This is a genomic window from Streptomyces sp. NPDC051907, from assembly GCF_040681075.1.
GTDB lineage: Bacteria > Actinomycetota > Actinomycetes > Streptomycetales > Streptomycetaceae > Streptomyces.
Window position 1 is genome coordinate 24,086 of sequence record NZ_JBFAYB010000003.1, and the last position, 15,712, is coordinate 39,797.

Sequence of the window (15,712 nt, forward strand, 5' to 3'; positions counted from 1 at the left end):
TCATGTGCCGAAGCATCAAGACTCTCCGTCCGCCCGTGCTCCCGGAAGAGGCCACCGAGGAGGACATCAGGGCCGCGGCCCTGCAGTACGTGCGCAAGGTCTCCGGCTTCCGCGCGCCCGCCGCGCACAACCGGGAGGTCTTCGAGCAGGCCGTCGACGAGATCGCCGAGGCGACCCGCGCGCTGCTCGAAGGGCTCGAGGTGCGCGGTGCGGGCGGCGCGGCTAAGCGGCAGGCTCAGCCGTCTGCGTCGGCCGCCGCATGACATAGGCGGCCAGGGCCCCCGCCGCGAACAGCGCGAGCACCGAGACCGCCGCGCCGATCCAGCCCGCGCCCAGCCACGCCCCGCCGAAGTAGCCCAGGCCCACGCTGTAGCCCGCCCACACCAGGCCGGCCAGGGCCGACCAGGGCAGGAACTCCTTCACCTTGCGGTGGGCCGCGCCCGCGCCGAGCGAGACGACCGAGCGGCCCGCGGGGGCGAAGCGCGCGACGACCACCAGGGCGCCGCCGCCCCGGCTCAGCGCGGTGCCGAGACGATCCTGCGCTCTGGTCAGGCGGCGCGAGCGAGCGATGGCCCGGTCCAGGCGATCGCCGCCGCGCCAGGCGAGACGGTAGGCGACGAGGTCTCCCAGCACGGAGGCGGTGGCCGCGCACAGCAGCAGGATCATCAGCGAGGGGACCTCGCGCTGCACCTGCCCGGCCGCGCCGACGACGGTGGTCGAGCCCGCCGCGGCCGCGGTCGCGGCGGTGATGACGAGGACTCCGCTGGGCAGTACCGGGAGAAAGACGTCTAGTAGGACAGATAGTGCGACAACCGCGTAAATCCATGGGCTGCCGGTCAGCGACCCCATACTCTCGAGCACGTTGTGACTCCCCCAGGTCCGTTACACCGCCGCGACGTCGCAGGGGTGCGGCCGGGGCGGCATGACAGCTGTACAGCGTACGCCCGGGGTTCGCCTCGAGATCGCCGGGGGGCGGTGATGTTGTTCTCCTCACGTCCCGGTGCGGCGCGCTTGCGCGGACGCGAAACGCCCGAACCCTCACGACGGGTGCGTGCGGGTCCGGGCGCTTCGGCGTGCTCGTACGGCTGTGCAGGGATTCGTGCGGATTCGCACGGAAGAGGTCAGGCCGCGACCGCGGTGGCCTGCTCCTTGCGCTCGTCCTCGGCGGTCCGGCTTCCGCCGCGCGAGGCGAACAGCCGGTCCAGCGCGAAGGCGCCCGGGCCGGTGAAGACCAGCAGCAGGAAGGCCCAGCAGAACATCGCGGAGCCCTCGCCGCCGTTCTGCACGGGGAAGAGCGACTCGGGCTGGTGGACCGTGAAGTACGCGTACGCCATGGAGCCGGAGGCGATGAAGGAGGCGATGCGGGTGCCGAGGCCGAGCAGCACGAGCGCGCCGCCGACCAGCTCGATCACCGCGGCGTAGAAGCCGGGCCAGGTGCCGGCCGGGATGCTCTCGCCGTCCAGGACGCCGAAGAGGGACCGGGCGCCGTGGCTGGCGAAGAGCAGGCCGACGACGACGCGGAAGGCGCCGAGGGCGTACGGCTGGGCCTCGTTGAGGCGTGCGGACAGGGGAAGTTTCGCCATGGGGGGACTCCTTCGGCTGGGGACGTGAACCGACGAGGGCCCTAGGCTAGGCAGTCCTAATCGATACTTGCAAGTTCAACATTATGCTGGAACTACGGATTCCGTCAGGGAGTACAGGGCGGACTCCGCGTCCAGGACCCGGTCGGCGGCCCGGCGTGCGTCGGCGTCCCGACGCGCGGCGGAGTCGAGATGTCCGGCGGGGTCGAGGGCGAGCAGCGCCGCGCGCGCCACCGCGTCCGCGTCCGCCAAAGTCACCGAGTCGACGCCGGGCCTGGCGCCGGCCGCCGTCACCCAGTGCACGCCCTCGGTGGGCACGCCGATGGCGAACCGCCTCGGATGCGGGCGTCCCTGACGGTCGACCAGACGGTACGGGCGCGGCGTCACGTCCAGGCCGCCGGTCTCGTAGCCGTCGATGGCGTGCGGGCGGCACTGGCCGGTCTTCAGCAGCCGTCCCAGCAGCTCGTCGCAGGTCCGCCGGAGGTCCGGCTCGGGCAGCCGCGCCTCGATCAGCGTCGTCGCGGTGACCGCGGAGCCCGGCACGTCGGGCGACTCGGCGGTGAACAGCCCGTCCGCCGTCCCGACCTCCAGACGCGGGCCGACCACCTCCAGCACGCCCGCCTCGATCAGGGCCGTCATCTCCTCGATCCGCCGGCGCGGCGGGCCGATGGAGAGGAACGCGTTCAACGGCGTGTACCAGCGGTCGAGATGGTCGCGGCGGGAGGCCCCGGACAGACCGGCGTGGTCCACGATCAGACGCAGCTCGTTGCGCAGGTCGCGCAGCACGTCCAGGGCGGCCTTCTGCGGACCGGCGACGTTCCCCAGGGCCGCCTGGGCGGCGTCCCGGCGCAGATGGCCGAGCAGCCAGGCGCGGTGCTCGGCGGGGGAGTCGAAGGCGCGGCCCGCGTGCGGGCGCGACGTGCGGTCCCAGGACCAGCGGTCCGCCTCCGCGATCCCGAACGCGTCCAGCACGGCCGCCTCCTGCGGGCCGCCGTGCGGCGCGGCGAGGAAGCGTGGCCGAAAATCGCGCACGGCGTCGCCGCCGGCGGAGGCGGCGAGCAGCGCCTCGTAGTGGACGGTCTCCACCTCTTTCGCGACGAGCGGCCATATCTCGCTCAGGAAGTCCGGCGGATCGCCCGCGTCCGCGCGCTCGCGGAAGCCCGCGATCACCTGCGGGGTCAGCACGAGCGGCTCGTGCCGGCCCGAGGCGCCCTTCTCGTTGTCGCCGCGCGCCTGGTACGGCACCCCGCGCCGCGAGCCCGCGTACAGCCGCGGCTCGCGCCCCGAAGGACGGTAGACGAGCTCCCCGGCCTCGGTGCGCGCGAACTCCCCGCCCCGGCCCGTCGTCAGCAGGGCCATGTGGTCGAAGAAGTTGAGGCCGAGCCCCCGCAGCAGCGCCGGCTCCCCGGGCTCGACGGCCGACAGGTCCAGGTCCGCGGGGTTGGCGGGCGCGTAGTAGCGCAGCCGCCGGTGCCTACGGGAGGCGTACGCGGCCAGATGCGCGTGGGACTGGCGGGGCACGACGGGCAGATGCCCCTGTGCGAGGACCACCGCGCAGAGCCCCTTGAGGACGGTCCCGTCGTCGAGCGTGAGCGTCTGACGGGGTGCGCCGGTGAGGTTCAGCCGGTGGGCCGACGGGGCGGCCGGCTCGCGGTCGTCCTCCAGCCGCACGGCCCGCGCCCGGTGCAGCCTGACCGTCACCGTGTCCGGTGCGCCGCACACGGTCTGCAGGAACGTCCACTCCAGATAGCGGCCGTAGCACGCCCGCGTCGGGTAGTCGTCGGGGCCGAGGCCCTCGTCGGTGTGCTCGGCCGCCCACTCGTACAGGCTCGGGCCGGGGCGTATCGGGCCCTCGCAGTCGACGCTGTCGTCCGTGAACGCGGTGACCTGGGAGGCCACCGTGTTCATCAGCAGCTCGGCCGACTGGTCGGTGCGCCAGACGCGGCCCGGGCCCGGCGCGGCCGGATCTATCAGGTGGACGGTCAGCTCGGCTCCCGGCGCCAGCTCGGGCAGGGACGCGCAGAGCCGTTCCAGTACGGAGGCGCCACGGGGGCCCGCTCCCACGACGGCGACGGTGCGGGCGTGGGTGTGGGGGGAAGCGGTGGACAAAACGGTAACTCCCGGGGCATGTAGGGCGCGTGGAAGCGGATCGTCCGGCTCATCATGCCGGGGGCGCGCCCAGAGTCGAACCCCTTGGGGGAAAGGCTCACCCTCCGCCGCGCGGCGCGTCACGGTCCGCAGTCAACTCCCGATCGTCCACGGTCACCAGCCGCGCGCCCGGACTCTGGCGCGATCCTGTCGCCCGCGCCTGGTCCAGCCGGAGGGAGGCCGAACGCCCCCGGAGCGTCAGCGTCATCAGATGGTTGCCGAACCAGGGGCCCCCGGACTTGCGCCAGCTGACCGGCGGCCGCGGCGCCCGGGCGTGCCGGGCGAAGACGCGGCCGAGCCGCCGGCCCGCCCGGCTCCAGCCGAAGCGGAAACCGAGACGTATCGACTTCGGGATGGAGTTGTGCACCGGCGAGCAGGTCAGCTGGAGCACCCGGGCGCGCGGAGGCTCGGCGTCCTCGAGCCACTTGGGCTCCGCGATATAGGCGTGGTGCACGTCCCCCGACAGCACGCACACCGTCGCCGGCGCGTCCTGTCCGCCGCCCACCTGGGCGATCAGCCGCGTCAGCCGGTCGAACGAGGAGGGGAAGGCGGCCCAGTGCTCCAGGTCGGCCGCTCGGCGCAGCTTCTCGCCGAACCGCGCCCACCGCGCGCCGCGCTCGCCGCGGCACATCGCCGCGTTCCACCCCTCGGCGTCGTGGACCAGCGGCGGCAGCAGCCAGGGCAGGGAGGTGCCGATCAGGAGATGGTCGTACGACGCGGGCTCGTCCAGCGCCTCGTCGCGCAGCCACAGCGCCTCCTCCTCGTCGAGCATCGCCCGCTCCTGCTCGTCCAGGACGCGGGCGGCGCGCGTGTCGACCATCAGCAGCCGGGTGCGGCCGAAGTCGCGGCGGTAGCTCCAGCGCACACAGGCCGGGTCGGCGTCCGCCTCGGAGGCGAAGCGTCTGAGCCGGTCGGTGCCGTCGGGCGTCCCCCGCACCGCCGCGTACAGCTCGTCGGTCCGCAGCTCCTCGGGGGAGAGGTTGCCGAGCTGCTGATAGACCCAGTACGACATCAGCCCGCTGAGGATCCGCTCCCGCCACCACGGGGTCTCGCGCATCTCGGCCAGCCAGGCGGCGCTGGTGTTCCAGTCGTCGATCACATCGTGGTCGTCGAAGATCATGCAGCTGGGGACGGTGGAGAGCAGCCAGCGCACCTTGGGCTCGAGCCAGGACTCGTAGTAGAGCCGGGTGTACTCCTCGTAGTCCGCGACCTGCGCGCCCGGGGGCTCGTCCAGATCGCGGCGGGCGGCCAGCCAGCGGCGGGTCGCCTTGGACGTCTCGTCCGCGTACACCTGGTCGCCCAGCAGGATCAGCACGTCCGGGCGGACGGCCGCCGGCTCGGCGGCGAGCTTCGCGGCCAGCGTGTCGAGCGCGTCGGGGCCGACCGGGTCGTGCTCGCCGTAGGGCGCGGCCGCCCAGCGGCAGGAGCCGAAGGAGACGGCGACGCCGCCCGAGGGCACGTCGGGCATGCGGATCACGCTCGGCGGGAGGCTGGACTCGGCGAGCGGCCAGACGCGGTGGCCGTCGAGCAGCACCTCGTACGTCGTGTCCGTGCCGGGCGTCAGGCCGGTCACCAGCACCATCGCATAGTGGTGGCCGTGGATCTGGAAGGTGTGCGCGCTGCCCCGCGCACCGTCCGCGCAGCGGACCTCGGCCGTGCACGGGCGGTCGGCCTCGACCCAGACGGTCGCCCTCGCGCCGGTGTCCCAGTCGACATATCTCAGCAGTGGTCCCAGGCGCAGCCCGGCCATGTGTGCCCTCCTCCGTCGCCCCGTACGGTACGGAACGACGGAGGAGGTCGAACAGGTTCCGGCGCCTTCGGGCGTGAACGTCCGCGAGATTCTCAGCCTTCTGGCCGTCGAGGTCCCGTGATGCCCAGCCCGCGACCGGTCGGCAGTCCGTCGGCAGCCGGTCAGCGGCCCGTCGGCAGCGTGCCCGCGGCCGGTCGGCAGCGTGTCAGCAGCCGTTCAGCACGGACTGGAGCGCGCTCTTCTCGGCCGAGTCGACGGACAGGCCCCAGTGGTGCTTCACCTGCACCCACATCCGGGCGTACGTACAGCGGTAGGCGGTCCGCGACGGCATCCACTCCGCCGGGTCGAGGTCGCCCTTGGCCTGGTTGACGTTGTCGGTGACGGCGATCAGCTGGGGGCGGGTCAGGTCGTTGGCGAACTGCTGGCGCTTGGAGGTGGTCCAGCTGTTCGCGCCGGAGCGCCAGGCCTCGGAGAGGGCCACCACATGGTCGATGTCCACGTCGGCGGCGGCCGTCCAGGTGGCGCCGTCGTACTCGGAGTACCAAGTGCCCTTGACGGCCGCGCAGCTGGAGTCCTGCTGGACGCCGGAGCCGTCGCGCTTGAGTACGACCTCTCGGGTGTTGCACGCGCCCGACTGGGTGCTCCAGTGCGGGAACAGGTCACGGCTGTAGCCGGAGGACGAGCCCTCCGCCTTCACGGTGAGCTGGCCCAGATAGGTGCGGGCGGTGGCGGCGCTGACCGGGGTGGGAGGCGAGGCCTGGGCTGCGGGTGCGGTGGCCAGCAGGCCCGTGGCGGCGATGGCGGAGGCGGCGGCGAGTACGGCTATTCGGCGGCTTTGACGCGCGTAGACACCAGACATGCGAACTCCTTGGATGTGGGGGGATTCGGCCATTGGGGCGTGGCCATGGTGATGGCGCCAGGTTTCCGGCGGGTGGGCGCCAGGTAACAGGGTGACGACATGAGCACGTCAGATCAAGTGTTCTGACGGAGCAACAGCTCCCGCCGGGCGTCGTAGGGTTGGCGTGTGCTGCTGCCGGTCAACATCACGTTCGGGGCCGTACTGGCCGTACTGCTGGCCCTCGCGGCGACCGTGGCCGCCCTCGCCCACCTGGGGCGCTCGCGTGAGATCGCCGTCGCCGGCGTCCGCGCGGCGGTCCAGCTCGCCGCCGTCTCGCTGGTGATCGGCTGGGTCGTGCGGTCCGTCCCGCTGCTGCTCGCCTTCCTGCTGCTGATGTACGCCGTCGCCGTGCGCACCGCGGGCCGGCGCATCACCTCCAACAGCACCTGGTGGTGGGCCGCTCTGCCCATCGCCGCCGGCGTCGCCCCCGTCGTCGCCGCGCTGCTGCTCACCGGGCTCGTGCCGGTGAAGGGCATCGCGCTGATCCCCGTGACCGGCATCCTCATCGGCGGCGCGCTCACCGCGAGCGTGCTCGGCGGGCGGCGGGCGCTGGACGAGCTGGAGCAGCGGCGCGGAGAGGTCGAGGCGGGGATGGCGCTCGGGCTGCTGGAGCGCGACGCGCGGATGGAGGTGGCCCGCACGCCCGCGTCCGACGCGCTGCTGCCCGGCCTCGACCAGACCAGGACCGTGGGCCTGGTCACACTGCCGGGCGCGTTCGTCGGGATGCTGCTGGGCGGCGCGTCGCCCGTGGAGGCGGGGGCGGTGCAGCTGTTCGTGCTGGTGGCGCTGATGGCGGTGCAGGCGGTGGCGGTCGCGACCGTGCTGGAGCTGGTGGCGCGGGGGCGGCTGCGGCGGGAGTGAGCGGGCGCGGGGCGTCGCGTACCCTGATCGGAGCAGAAGGGGAGTAGCTCTTCGCCGGAACGTCGACATACTGCTGGGCCTCGGCCCGGCCGGCGCCCGGAGGCGGCCGCACCGCGGCCCGCCAGCGAGACCTTCGGCAACAGCAGTGCCCATGCATGTCCTGATGGCGCTGCCGTGCCGAAGCGACCCCTGGAGCGCGTCAGGATCTCTCGGCAGGGCCGCGCCCCGACCGATTGAGGAACCTCATTCCATGATCAGCTTCACCGTCATGGCGATCACCTTCGGCGTCGTCTTCCTGGCCGAGCTCCCTGACAAGACCGCGCTCGCGGGCCTGATGCTGGGCGCCCGCTACCGCGCGTCCTACGTCTTCGTGGGCGTCGCCGCCGCCTTCGCCGTCCATGTCGCGCTCGCCATCGCGGCGGGCAGCGTGCTGACGCTGCTGCCGCAGCGGCTCGTGCAGGCGGTGGTGGGCCTGCTCTTCCTCGCGGGCGCGCTGATGCTGCTGCTGAAGAGGGACGACGGCGACGGGGAGAGTGTCAAGGCGCCCGCCGACCAGTCCTTCTGGAAGGTCTCGGGGGCGGGCTTCATGCTGATCCTGGTCGCGGAGTTCGGCGATCTGACCCAGATCATGACGGCCAACCTCGCGGCCCGCTACGACGACCCGTTGTCGGTCGGCCTCGGCGCGGTGCTGGCGCTGTGGGCGGTCGCGGGCATCGGGATCCTGGGCGGCCGGACGCTGATGAAGTACGTGCCGCTGCGGCTGATCACGAAGATCGCCGCGTGTCTGATGCTGGCGCTGGCGGGGTTCAGCCTGTACGAGGCGATCGCCTAGCGGTCGGCTCGTGGCGGTCGGCTAGGGGATGCCGCCTGGCCGGGCAGCGGGGCGGTCGCCCGGCCAGGCGGAGTTCACAGGGGCCTTAGGCGGCGGTGATCCGGAGCTCGATCAGGCCGTTCGGGCCGGCGGCCACCTCGATGGCGGTGAGGTCGTCGACGTGCGCGTCCGGGGCGAGGGCCTTGGCGCGGGGGCCCACGCCCACCACGCGCATGCCGGCCGCCCTGGCCGCGGCGACGCCCGCCTCGGAGTCCTCGAACGCCACGCACTGCTCGGGCGCGAAGCCCAGCTCGGCCGCGCCCTTGAGGAAGCCCTCCGGGTCCGGTTTGCTCGCGCCGACGCACTCGGCGGTGACCTGGACCGGCGGCATCGGGAGCCGGGCGGCGGTCATCCGCGCCCGGGCGAGGGGCGCGTCGGCCGAGGTGACCAGGGCGTGGGGCAGCCCGGAGAGCGCGGCCAGGAAGGCGGGGGCGCCGGCGACGGGCACGACGCCCTCGACGTCGGCGGTCTCCTCGGCGAGCATCACGCGGTTGTCGGCGTAGTTCTGCTCCATCGGGCGGTCGGGGAGGAGCGCCGCCATCGTGGCGTAGCCCTGCCGGCCGTGGACGACCTTGAGCGCCTCCTCGGGGTCCAGCCCGTGCTCGACCGCCCAGCGGCGCCAGCAGCGCTCGACCACGGCGTCCGAGTTGACGATGGTGCCGTCCATGTCGAGCAGGAGGGCGCGGGCGGTCAGTACGACGGACGGAACGGCGGCCTGCATCGGCGTACTCCAGGGCGTGGAGGAAGGGAGCAAGGCGGTTCCGCCCGCCGGTCAGGGAACACGGGCGGAACCACTTTGTTCACCCACGATACAAAAAACGGGCCGCGGATGCCAATCGCTTTTGGCGAAGGGGTGGGTGGGGGGTCGGCGGGACGGCGACCGCGAGCGGGCATACGAACGCCGGCTGCGGTATGGCCGGCAGCCGGCGTGTTCCTGGCGCGTGGCGCGGGGGGTCCTGCGGACGGCGGACGGTGCGCGCCTGCTGGCGTGCGGCGGCCCGCGGACGGCTTGCGCCTTTGCGCGTGCTCGTGTCGCGGCGTCCTGCGGACGGCGTGCCACCTGCCCGCGTGCCGTGTCCTGCGGACGGCGTGCCGCATCCTGCGGACCGTGTGCGCCTTCCGTGTGCCGCGTCCTACGTCTGCGGACCGCGTGCCGCGACCTGCTCTGCTGTTGCGTGTGCCCGCGTTGCCGCGGCCTGCGGACCGCGCTTGTCCGCGTGCCGTGTCCTGCGGACGGCGTTGCCTCGGGCGCCTTTCCGCGTGCTGCGGACCGCGTGCCGCGGGTGCCTTTCCGAGCACGCGGTGCCGCTTCCCGCGTGCTGCGGACTGCGTACGCCGACCCGCGTCCCGGGTCTTGCGGGCTGCGTGCCGTGTGGCGCGTCCTACGGACCGTGTGCGCTATTCCGCGTCCTGCGGGCACCTGTCCGTGAGCCCGCCTTGCCGCGTCTTGCGGACTGCGTGTGCCTTTCAGCGTGCCTGCCCGCCTGCCGCGTCCTGCGCCCTGCCGGACCGTGTATGCGTGCCGCGTGCGCCTGCCCGCGTCCTGCGGACGGCGCGTCTCCGCGCGCCATGTCCTGCGTACCGCGTACGCCGATCCGCTTCCCGCATCTCACGGTCCGCCTGCCCCCGTCCCGCGGCGTGGAGCGTCCCCCCGTCCGCGTCCCGCGGCGTGGCGCGTCCCCCCCACCCGCGCCCCCCGCACGCCCGCCCGGGCCCCGCCTCAGTCCTCCTCCGTCTCCCATTCCAGCTCGCGGCGCGTCTTAGGGCCGTAGACGCCCTCCGGGTCGCCCCTGACGCCGCGGTCCCACTGGTACCAGCGGACCGAGTCCTCGACGCTCTGGCTGTACTGGCCGTCCACCGGACCGCCGTACGCCCAGACCGCCGCCAGGCGCTCCTGGAGCTCGGCCACCTCGGGGCCGCTGTCGCCGCGGCGCAGGGTTCCCGACGGCGGCTTGGCGGTCGGCGGCTGCGAGGTCGTCGCGGTGGGCTGCGGCGTCGTGGGCGGCGGGGTGGTCGGCGTAGGGGCGGGCGCGGACGTGGTCGGGGCCGTGCGCGACGGCGTAGGGGTCGCCGACGGCGTACGGGAGGCGGACTTGGACGCCGACGGGCTGCGCGACGGGCCGGCGGACTTGCTCGGCGACGCCGAGGGCGCGTCCGGCGCGGCGCTCAGGCTCGGCGTGCTCGTCGCCCGGTCCGGCAGGGCCCGCTCGGGCTCGTCGTCCCCGGCGAACAGGCCCCCGGCGAACGCGGCCGTGCCGGTCACCACGACCACCGCGGCGCCCGCGAACAGCCAGGTCAGGGGCCGCCGGCGGCGAGGCGGCTCGCCGCGCTGGAGCGTCACGGGCTCCTCCAGGGAGGCCGGGTCCGCCTGCTGGAGCGGGATCGGGACCGTCGTCAGCGCCGACGGCAGGTCCAGCTCCCGCTCCGAGGGAGCCGACGTCATCGCGGGCAGCACCGGCGGCGCGGGCGGCGGCTCCTGCGACCCCGGCACCTCCTGCGACCCCTGCGCCTCCAACGTCACATAGGGCCGTATCCGCAGCGGGTTGAAGTCCTCCGCCGCCGCCATCTCGGCCCGTCTCTCCGCCTGCACCGCGTCCGCGGCGCGCTCGGCGCAGTCGCAGCCCGCCCCGGCGCCGCCGTCTCTGCCCCGCGGCGTACCGCACTGTGGGCACGCATGTCCGCTCATCGCGGGTCCCCTCCCCTTGGATTGCCAAGGATTATGCAACTGCCCTCCCCGCGACCCAACGGGACCCCGCCTCTTTTCGGCAGGCCAGAACCGGCCAGAGCCACCACGATGGAGTAAGACAGCGCAGCGGCAGCAAGCGCAAAGGGGAGTCGCCCATGGCTCGGGAGGCAGCTGTGGAGGAGGCGAGCCCGGCCCCGGGCGAGGGGCAGAGCAGGCGGACCGTCCTCTTCGCCATCGGGGCCCTGCTGCTCGGGCTGCTGCTCGCCGCACTGGACCAGACCATCGTCGCCACCGCGCTGCCGACCATCGTCAGCGAGCTGGGCGGCATGGATCATCTGTCGTGGGTGGTCACCGCGTATCTGCTGGCCGCGACGGCCGCCACCCCGCTGTGGGGCAAACTCGGCGATCAGTACGGCCGCAAGAAGCTCTTCCAGACCGCCATCGTCATCTTCCTGATCGGCTCCGCGCTCTGCGGCGCCGCCCAGAACATGCCCCAGCTCATCGGCTTCCGCGCGCTCCAGGGCCTGGGCGGCGGCGGACTGATCGTGCTCTCCATGGCGATCGTCGGCGACATCGTCTCGCCGCGCGAACGCGGGAAGTACCAGGGTCTGTTCGGCGCGGTCTTCGGCGCGACCAGCGTCCTCGGCCCGCTCCTCGGCGGCTTCTTCACCGAGCACCTCACCTGGCGCTGGGTCTTCTACGTCAATCTGCCCGTCGGCGTCGTGGCGCTGGTCGTCATCGCCGCCGTCCTGCACATCCCGGTGCGCCGGACCCGCCACACCATCGACTACCTCGGCACCTTCCTCATCGCCTCCGTCGCCACCTGCCTGGTCCTGGTGGCCTCCCTCGGCGGCGCCACCTGGGACTGGGCGTCGGCGCAGATCATCGGCCTGGCCGTGCTCGGCGCGGTGCTCCTGGTCGTCTTCGTGTACGTCGAGCGGGCCGCGGCCGAGCCCGTGCTGCCGCTGAAGCTCTTCCGGATCCGGACCTTCAGCCTGGTCGCGTTCATCAGCTTCGTCGTCGGCTTCGCGATGTTCGGGGCGATGACCTATCTGCCGACGTTCCTCCAGGTCGTGCAGGGTGTGAGCCCGACCATGTCCGGAGTGCACATGCTGCCCATGGTGCTCGGCATGCTGCTCACCTCCACCGGCTCCGGACAGATCGTCAGCCGCACCGGCCGCTGGAAGGTCTTCCCGATCCTCGGCACCGCGGTCACCGCGATCGGCCTGCTCCTGCTGCACCGGATGGAGGCGAACAGCTCCACCTGGGAGACGAGCGCGTACTTCTTCGTCTTCGGCGCGGGACTCGGCCTGGTCATGCAGGTCCTGGTGCTGGTCGCGCAGAACTCCGTCAGCTACGCCGACCTGGGCGTCGCCACCTCCGGCGCGACCTTCTTCCGCTCCATCGGCGCGTCCTTCGGCGTCGCCGTCTTCGGCACGGTCTTCACCAACCAGCTGGAGAACAAGCTCGCCGAGGCCCTCGCCGGACAGCCGACGCCCCCCGACGTAAGCGCGGACCAGCTCGCCGCCGACCCGCGCGCCATCGCCGAACTGCCCTCCACGCTCCAGCCCTCGGCGCTGGACGCCTACGCGACGGCCATCACCGACGTGTTCCTGTACGCGGCGCCGGTCGTGGCCGTCGCCTTCCTCGTGTCCTGGTTCCTGAAGGAGGACAAGCTGCGCGGCTCGGTCACCGCCCCCGACACCAGCCAGACGCTGGCCTCCAACCCGGTCGAGCGCTCCTCGCACGACGAGGTGGCCCGCGCGCTGTCGGTGCTCGGCTCACGGGAGGGCCGGCGGGAGATCTACGAGGAGATCACCGAGAAGGCGGGGTACGACCTGCTGCCCGCGGCCAGCTGGCTGCTGCTGCGCATCCGCCGGCACGGCATGGTGGAGCCCGCCCGGCTCGCCGAGTCCACCGCGGTCCCGGTGCGCGCCGTCCTCGACGCGGCCCGCCAGATCGAGGAGCGGGGCCTGGCCCGCCGCGAGGGCCTGGACCTGCTCCTGACCGACGACGGCCTGGAGACGGCGGTGCGGCTGGCGAAGGCGCGCGAGGAGTCCCTGTCGGAGCTGCTGGGCGACTGGTGGGGCCCGGACCGGCCGACGGACCTGGTGCAGCTGGTGCGGGAGCTGAACGCGGAGCTCTGCGGCTCGGACCACGAGCGGCCGTACAGCCCGCCGCCCCGGCGCGACCACTCGGTCTGATCCTGCCGGAGTACGAGGCGCGACCACTCGGTCCAGGCGGGTCTAGGCGGCCTTCGGCGGCCCGAGCTCCTTGCCGTACCAGATGTCCATGTACGGCCCCGAGCAGTACGCGGGGATCTCGGCGTAGCCGTGCCGGACGTACAGCCTGCGGGCCTCGATCAGATCCAGCCGGGTGTTGAGGACCATGCGCCGGGCGCCGAGCCCGAGCGCGGCCGCCTCCAGGGCGTCGAGCAGCAGCGCGGCGCCCCGCGCGCCGCGGAAGGCGGGCCGTACGAACACGCGGGTGAGCTCGGCGCGTTCGCCGTCCAGCATCAGCACCCCGCCGCAGGCCGCGGGCTCGGCGCCGCGGCGCCCGACGAGGAACTGCCCGGTGGGCGGCACGAGTCGCTCGACGCCGTCGCCCGTGAGCCCCTCGTCGATCTCCTCGCAGGTCGCGGGCCGCTTCCAGTAGCGGCTCGCGACCTCGTCGTAGTAGTCGCGGCGCAGGGCGACCGCGTCGGGGGAGTCGTACGCCTCGGGGGCGATGGTCCAGCCGTTCATGACGACTTCTGTACCTGACCGTCCGGCCCCGGGGCCAACGATTTCCGCGGGGCGCGGGCGGGCGGACTACTCCTTGGGAGCGGCCTGCTGGACGACCTCGAACGACCACAGCGTGGACCCCGAGGCGGCGGGCTTCGGCCGTTCGCCGCCCTCGCCCTCGCCGCTCGCGGCGCCGTGGGAGGCGCGCATGGAGCCCTCCATCCAGGCCTGGAAGGAGGCCTCGTCGCGCCAGCGCGTGTAGACGAGGTACTGGTCGGTGCCCTCGACGGGGCGGAGCAGCTCGAACCACTCGAAGCCGTCGGAGTTCTCCACGGCCCCGGCACGGGAGGCGAACCGCTTCTCGAGGACCTCGCGCTGCTCGGACGGGACGGTGAGGACGTTGATCTTGACGATGCTCATGGCGCCCATCCTCTCGTATGGCGTCGACCGTTTCGCATCGGGCCGGCAGGACTCAGCGAGGTCGGTCTGGGACAACCCCCGGACGGCGAAGGGAGCGATCAGGACGACGGGACTATGCGCAGGCGAGTTCCGAATTCCAGGCGCAAAGGAACGGGGAAAGGGCGAAGTCTGTGGCATCGGTTTCTGCGCCACTCCCGCGATGCGTACATTCGGGTGGTCTGTACGCCCCCACTCCCCGACGATTCGTGGCGTCATATGAGTTGCTCGTTACTTTGGTGAAGATGACGGTGGATCAGCAGTGACGTCGGCGTCGCCCGCAGGTTCTCCGTGCCAGCCGCCTGAGGCCAGTCAAATCCCCACTCCGCATCGCGCTTCACCCACCCCCACATCGACATCGAGCCAAGCAGGGAACTCCAGATGACGTCGACTGCGACACCAAGGTTCTCCGTCTTCACTCCCAGCCACCGACCCCGTTTCCTCGATGAGTGCCTGGCGACCCTGCAGGCCCAGACCTGTCCGGACTGGGAGTGGATCGTCCTGCTGAACAACGGCGCCCGGTGGCGGCCGGAGCGACCCGACGAGCGTGTCCGCGTGGAGATCGCGGACGAGCTCCACGGGGTCGGAGCGGCGAAGCGCAGGGCCTGCGAGCTGGCGCGGGGCGAGATCCTCGTGGAACTCGACCACGACGATCTCCTGGCCAAGGCGTGCCTGGCGGAGCTCGGCAAGGCATTCGACGCGCACCCCGACGTTGTCTTCGTCTACAGCAACACCGCCCAGATCACAGAGGACGGGAAGCGCGACGAGTCCCGCTTCAACGAGAAGCACGGGTGGCACTACGAGGACGTCAGCGTCGACGGCCGCAAGCTCCTGCAAGTCATGTCCATGGCTCCGACCCCGCACAACGTCTCCTACATCTGGTACGCGCCCAACCATGTGCGGGCATTCCGCAAGGAGAGCTACGAGAAGGTCGGCGGGTACGACGCCACCCGCACGGTCCTGGACGACCAGGATCTGATGTGCCGTCTCTTCCAGGCCGGCGACTTCCACCACATCCCCACGTGCCTGTACCTCCAGCGGATCCACAAGGCGAACACACAGCGCGATTCGGAGATCAACGCGCACATCCAGCGGGAGACGGTCGCCCTGTACGACAAGTACATCGAGGCCAACGCCCTCGCCTGGACCCATCGGCATGGTCTGCTCGCACTGGACCTCGGCGCAGCCCACCGGAAGCCGCCCGGCTACCTGGGCGTGGACCAGTATCCGGGGGAGGGCGTGGACATCGTCGCGACGCTGCCCGAGAAGATGGACCTGCCCGACAACTCCGTCGGCCTGATGCGGGCGGTGGACTTCCTCGAGCACGTGCCCGCGAAGGTGCCGCTCATCAACGAGCTGTACCGGCTGCTGGCTCCCGGGGGCATGCTCCTGAGCATGACCCCCAGCTCCGACGGCCGCGGTGCGCACCAGGACCCGACGCACGTCGCCTTCTACAACGAGAACTCCTTCTGGTACTACACGGACAACCAGTACCGCGCGTTCGTGCCGGAAATCGAGGCCCGGTTCCAGAAGTCACGACTGGTCACCTACTTCCCGACCGACTGGCACTCCAAGAACAACATCTCCTACGTGGTGGCGAACCTCATCGCGATGAAGGAAGACACCCCGCGGTGCGGCGGACCGCTGCTGGTCTAGGGATCGACGCACGAGGCGCCCGGCGAGATGGCATTCTCGCCGGGCGCCGCGCCTTACGCGATCCTGGTCGTCCCACCGGGGGG

At 72.4% G+C, this 15,712-nt stretch carries 14 protein-coding genes; 5 read left to right on the forward strand and 9 right to left on the reverse strand.

The annotated features are described in order from the left end of the window. The first annotated feature begins 2 nt into the window (after positions 1 to 2). Positions 3 to 263, forward strand: coding sequence for a DUF2277 domain-containing protein (locus AB0M39_RS02690; protein WP_365359361.1), 261 nt, complete (start codon positions 3 to 5; stop codon positions 261 to 263). On the opposite strand, the gene AB0M39_RS02695 is transcribed toward AB0M39_RS02690, so the two are convergent. The 5 genes from AB0M39_RS02695 to AB0M39_RS02715 all read right to left on the reverse strand — a co-directional run bounded on the left by AB0M39_RS02695 (position 223) and on the right by AB0M39_RS02715 (position 6,337). Beyond that, complete coding sequence (locus AB0M39_RS02695) at positions 223 to 861, reverse strand: VTT domain-containing protein (protein WP_365359363.1); 639 nt, start codon at positions 859 to 861, stop codon at positions 223 to 225. The genes AB0M39_RS02690 and AB0M39_RS02695 overlap by 41 nt on opposite strands. 260 nt (positions 862 to 1,121) lie before the next feature. Continuing rightward, positions 1,122 to 1,568, reverse strand: a complete 447-nt coding sequence (locus AB0M39_RS02700) for a DoxX family protein (protein ID WP_365359750.1) — start codon at positions 1,566 to 1,568, stop codon at positions 1,122 to 1,124. Positions 1,569 to 1,664: 96 nt separating this feature from the next. Beyond that, entirely contained in the window at positions 1,665 to 3,689 is a 2,025-nt protein-coding gene (locus tag AB0M39_RS02705; protein ID WP_365359365.1) for an FAD/NAD(P)-binding protein, read from the reverse strand. Between the two features lie 97 nt (positions 3,690 to 3,786). Then, positions 3,787 to 5,478, reverse strand: coding sequence for an alkaline phosphatase D family protein (locus AB0M39_RS02710; RefSeq protein ID WP_365359367.1), 1,692 nt, complete (start codon positions 5,476 to 5,478; stop codon positions 3,787 to 3,789). Positions 5,479 to 5,683: 205 nt separating this feature from the next. Then, positions 5,684 to 6,337, reverse strand: coding sequence for an HNH endonuclease family protein (locus AB0M39_RS02715; protein WP_365359369.1), 654 nt, complete (start codon positions 6,335 to 6,337; stop codon positions 5,684 to 5,686). A gap of 165 nt (positions 6,338 to 6,502) precedes the next feature. Here AB0M39_RS02715 and AB0M39_RS02720 point away from each other — a divergent pair, with 165 nt between their 5' ends. Together AB0M39_RS02720 and AB0M39_RS02725 are read left to right on the forward strand one after the other, a co-directional pair. Further along, entirely contained in the window at positions 6,503 to 7,237 is a 735-nt protein-coding gene (locus AB0M39_RS02720; protein ID WP_365359371.1) for an ABC transporter permease, read from the forward strand. Positions 7,238 to 7,487: 250 nt separating this feature from the next. Then, entirely contained in the window at positions 7,488 to 8,069 is a 582-nt protein-coding gene (locus tag AB0M39_RS02725; RefSeq protein WP_365359373.1) for a TMEM165/GDT1 family protein, read from the forward strand. An 85-nt stretch (positions 8,070 to 8,154) separates the two neighbouring features. Here the strand turns inward: AB0M39_RS02725 and AB0M39_RS02730 are convergent, their stop codons facing one another. Then, on the reverse strand, positions 8,155 to 8,829 hold the full coding sequence (locus tag AB0M39_RS02730; RefSeq protein ID WP_365359375.1) for an HAD-IA family hydrolase: 675 nt from the start codon (positions 8,827 to 8,829) through the stop codon (positions 8,155 to 8,157). Between the two features lie 999 nt (positions 8,830 to 9,828). After that, positions 9,829 to 10,794, reverse strand: a complete 966-nt coding sequence (locus tag AB0M39_RS02735; protein WP_365359377.1) for a peptidoglycan-binding protein — start codon at positions 10,792 to 10,794, stop codon at positions 9,829 to 9,831. A gap of 155 nt (positions 10,795 to 10,949) precedes the next feature. On the opposite strand from AB0M39_RS02735, the gene AB0M39_RS02740 reads away from it, so the two are divergent. Continuing rightward, positions 10,950 to 12,998 (forward strand): MDR family MFS transporter, encoded by a 2,049-nt coding sequence (locus AB0M39_RS02740; protein WP_365359379.1) that lies wholly within the window; start codon positions 10,950 to 10,952, stop codon positions 12,996 to 12,998. 42 nt (positions 12,999 to 13,040) lie between these two features. Here AB0M39_RS02740 and AB0M39_RS02745 read toward each other — a convergent pair whose 3' ends face one another. After that, positions 13,041 to 13,538 carry a GNAT family N-acetyltransferase gene (locus tag AB0M39_RS02745; RefSeq protein WP_365359381.1) on the reverse strand — a complete coding sequence of 166 codons (498 nt, stop codon included), beginning with the start codon at positions 13,536 to 13,538 and terminating at the stop codon, positions 13,041 to 13,043. Positions 13,539 to 13,604: 66 nt separating this feature from the next. Further along, positions 13,605 to 13,937 carry an antibiotic biosynthesis monooxygenase gene (locus tag AB0M39_RS02750; protein ID WP_365359383.1) on the reverse strand — a complete coding sequence of 111 codons (333 nt, stop codon included), beginning with the start codon at positions 13,935 to 13,937 and terminating at the stop codon, positions 13,605 to 13,607. Positions 13,938 to 14,354: 417 nt separating this feature from the next. On the opposite strand from AB0M39_RS02750, the gene AB0M39_RS02755 reads away from it, so the two are divergent. After that, the gene (locus AB0M39_RS02755; protein WP_365359385.1) at positions 14,355 to 15,629 is read left to right on the forward strand and encodes a glycosyltransferase; all 1,275 of its coding nucleotides are present in this window, start codon (positions 14,355 to 14,357) and stop codon (positions 15,627 to 15,629) included. Positions 15,630 to 15,712 lie beyond the last annotated feature (83 nt).